Below are 3,685 nucleotides of genomic sequence, written 5' to 3' on the forward strand. Positions count from 1 at the left end.
TAACTCGGTCACTACGTATGAAAGAAAAAATATCGTAGTAGCATATATCAACGCTAAACCGCATAGATAAAAGTAAATATTTGTGACAACAAGACATAAATTCTAAATTTCAATCGCCGCAGAACGTAAAATTTAACCGAGCCCGCCGTCAATCTCGTCCTTAAAAATACGCGCGACGACAGCGCATCTTCACCTAGATTTAGCGGTAAATTTAATAGCAAAATTTGAAGCGTGGCGCGACGAAATTTTAAAACAAAATTTCAAGTAGATTTTTAAATATAAAATTTCAAACGAAATCTTAAATTTAGAATTTCAAATAAATTTTAAAATTCCAAGAGAATTTCATCCCTTGGAATTTTAAATTCAGTGCTTGGCTAGGTAATTTGTGTCGTAGTTATTATCCACGAAATCGGGGTTATTCATCATCCTAAGATGAAAATCGCGCGTCGATTTTATGCCGCCGATGATGAGTTCATCTAGCGCGACCTTCATTTTTGCGATCGCGCGCGCGCGGTCCTTGTCGTAAACGATGAGCTTGCCGATCATGCTGTCGTAGTAAGGCGGCACCGAGTAGCCCTCATAGACGTGACTATCCATACGGACGTTTCTGCCGCCCGGAGCAACGTATTTTGTAATTTTGCCCGGGTTTGGCATAAAGCTTTTAGAGTCCTCGGCGGTAATGCGGCACTCAAGCGCATGCCCGCTAAATTTTATCTCGCTTTGAGGCAACAGCTTCTCGCCCTGCGCGATGCGGATCATCCACTCGATCAGATCGAGCCCGCTTCGCATTTCGCTTACGGTGTGTTCGACCTGCAAGCGGGTATTCATCTCGATGAAATAGAATTTCTTATCCTTGCTGTCGTACAAAAACTCAAACGTTCCCGCGCTTGCGTATCCGATCGCCTTAGCGGCGCGAACCGCCGTTTCGTGCAGGCTCTTTCGCGTCGGCTCGTCCAAGATCACGGCCGGGCTTTCTTCGATCAGCTTTTGATGGCGGCGCTGCATCGAGCAGTCGCGCTCGCCGATATGCACGACGTGTCCGTGCTCGTCGCCCAAGACCTGAACCTCGATGTGGCGCGGGTTTGTGATATATTTTTCCATATACATCGTGCCGTCGCCGAATGCGCTCATCGCTTCGCTCTCTGCCGACCAAAAGAGCTTTTCGATATCCTCTTCGCGCTCGACCACGCGCATTCCGCGCCCACCGCCACCGGCTGCGGCTTTAATGATGACCGGATAGCCGATTTCGGCGGCTAGTTTGCGCGCCTCTTCGACACTTGCGATCGCGCCGTCGCTGCCCGGCACTACGGGGATGCCCGCGCGCATCATCACTTGCTTAGCCTTGCTCTTATCGCTCATTAAAGTCATCGCCTCGACGCTCGGGCCGATAAATTTAATGCCGTGCTTAGCGCAAATTTCTACGAAATTTTGACTTTCGCTCAAAAAGCCGTATCCCGGAAATATCGCGTCAGCTTCGGTTAGCTCGCAGGCTGTGATGATCGCGGGGATATTTAGATAGCTGTCGCTGCTACGCGGTCCGCCGATACAGACCGACGCGTCGGCGTATTTTACGTAAAGCGCGTCCTGATCGGCGGTGGAGTGCACGACGATAGCCTGTTTACCCATCTCCTGGATCGTGCGAAGCGCTCTAAGCGCTATCTCGCCGCGATTTGCGATTAGAATTTTCTTAAGCTCCCTCATAGCTTCTCGACCTCAAACAGCGCCATAGCGTATTCGACGGGTTGTCCGTCTTCGACGAGAGCTTTTTTGATGCGGCAGTCGAATTCCGCTTCGATCTCGTTCATAATCTTCATCGCTTCGATGATACCGATCGTATCACCCTTATGCACGACCTGACCTACGCTTACGAACTCTGCCGCACCGGGACTTGGCGCTTTATAAAAAGTACCTACCATCGGGCTGTCGATCGTATCCATCGCGCCTTTTGAGGCGGGCTTATCGCCCACGAGCACATTTACCGCAGGCGCAGCAAGCTGCGGGGCAGGTGCCGGTGCGGCGAGCTGAGGCGTGCTCCCACCGCATGGGCCATATTTTTTTATCTCGATTTCAAAATCTTTATCTTTAATTTTTAGCTCGTTAATGCCCTGCTTTTCGCCGAAAAAATCCATTAACTCTTTGATTTCTGCTTTTGTCATAAATTTCTCCTGAAAAAATTTTCGAAATTTTAGCTAAATTTTTATAATTGTTTCTTTAAATGGATTTTTGCGGGACTTTTAAGAAGTGCAAAGCGAAATTTACGACAGAATTTGCGGCGGATTTGCGGACTGATTTTAAGGATTTACGGAGCGAGATTTGCCTCGTTCATTTTAAGCTCGAACTTCGCAAGCAAAACACGAAATTTTGCCGCAAGGGCGCAGGATGATTTTAAATCCTTTAAAAAATTTAACGCTTAATTTTACGACCGAAATTCTACGCCCAAGCTCAGAGCACGAAAATTCCGCGCTTTGCTTTAAAATCTCGCCTCCGAGCTCATATTAAAATCCCGCGCCTCGCTTTTCTTTAAAATTTTATACCGAAATTTTATTTTAAAGCCTTGCGCCGAAATTCTATCCGCGCGAAGCCCTATGCGTTAATGTGTCGCAAAAAAGCTCTGAATTTTTGCTTTATCGCTCGTTTTACTAAGAGCCAGCATCAGCAGCACGCGCGCCTTTTGCGGATTTAAATTATCTGCGGTTAGAAAGCCAAGTTTTGCGTCGTCCACCTCCGAGCTAACGCTAGTTGAGCCGCTGCCCGTGCGGCTTGAGCGCACGACGATCACGCCCGCTTCGCTAGCTTTTGCGAGCGCAGCCTGCAGATCCGGATATAAATTTCCATTGCCTACGCCCGCTACAATAATGCCCTTAGCGCCCTTTTGCACCGCTGCATCGACCAAATCGCCGCTATCTTGCGCGTGTCCATAGATGATATTGACGCGCGGCAAGGCTTTGAGATCCTTGATATTAAACTCGCTTGCGACGGTGTGTTTGCGAAGCGGCGCCATATAGAAATTTACGACGCCATAATTTACGGTGCCGATCTTGCCGGAATTTGGCGAGGCAAAAGCCGCAACGTTAGTAGTATTTGTTTTCGTAACCTCGCGCGCGGCGTGGATCTCGTCGTTCATCACTACAAGAGCACCCTTTTCGCGAGCGTTTTTATCTGCCGCAACGCTTACGGCGTTATAGATATTCAAGGGGCCGTCCGCGCTCATCGAATCGGCGTTTCGCATCGCGCCCACCAAAACGATCGGTTTTTTAGATTTTACTACCAGGCTTAAAAAATACGCCGTCTCCTCCATCGTATCGGTTCCATGCACGATGACGATGCCGTCTACGTCATTTTTAGTAAGCAGCTCGCTTACGCGGTTTGCAAGCTTGAGCCAAATTTCATCATTCATATCCTGAGAGCCTATTTTCACTAACTGCTCACCGCTTACTTGGGCTACTTGGTGAATATTTGAAATTTGCTCGCTTTTAATCGTAGCTAAATCCCCCAGTTGCGGCACTGCCGATAAGATATCTTCTACACCCTTAGAGCCTGCGGTATAGTTGCCCTCCGTGGCACTTGCGCTGCTTCCCGCGATCGTACCGCCGGTAGCTAAAATATAAATATTTGGCTTCGCAGCAGCCAAAGATGACGCGATAAAAAACGTAATAAACGCAAATTTCTTGAGTAGTCCCATAGT

The 3,685-nt window shown here is 48.2% G+C and carries 3 protein-coding genes; all 3 read right to left on the reverse strand.

The window, feature by feature from the left end:
- Positions 1-363: 363 nt before the first annotated feature.
- A complete protein-coding gene (locus tag Q0095_RS02750; RefSeq protein ID WP_291938702.1) occupies positions 364-1,701 on the reverse strand; it encodes an acetyl-CoA carboxylase biotin carboxylase subunit in 1,338 nt (445 codons plus the stop codon).
- Positions 1,698-2,156 (reverse strand): acetyl-CoA carboxylase biotin carboxyl carrier protein, encoded by a 459-nt coding sequence (gene accB / locus Q0095_RS02755; RefSeq protein WP_291938704.1) that lies wholly within the window; start codon positions 2,154-2,156, stop codon positions 1,698-1,700. The genes Q0095_RS02750 and accB overlap by 4 nt, the downstream gene beginning before the upstream one ends.
- A gap of 434 nt (positions 2,157-2,590) precedes the next feature.
- Positions 2,591-3,631: a type II asparaginase gene (locus Q0095_RS02760; protein ID WP_297881145.1), complete on the reverse strand. Its 1,041-nt coding sequence runs from the start codon at positions 3,629-3,631 to the stop codon at positions 2,591-2,593.
- Between the last annotated feature and the right edge of the window lie 54 nt (positions 3,632-3,685).

The organism is uncultured Campylobacter sp. (assembly GCF_938045535.1).
Classification (GTDB): domain Bacteria; phylum Campylobacterota; class Campylobacteria; order Campylobacterales; family Campylobacteraceae; genus Campylobacter_B.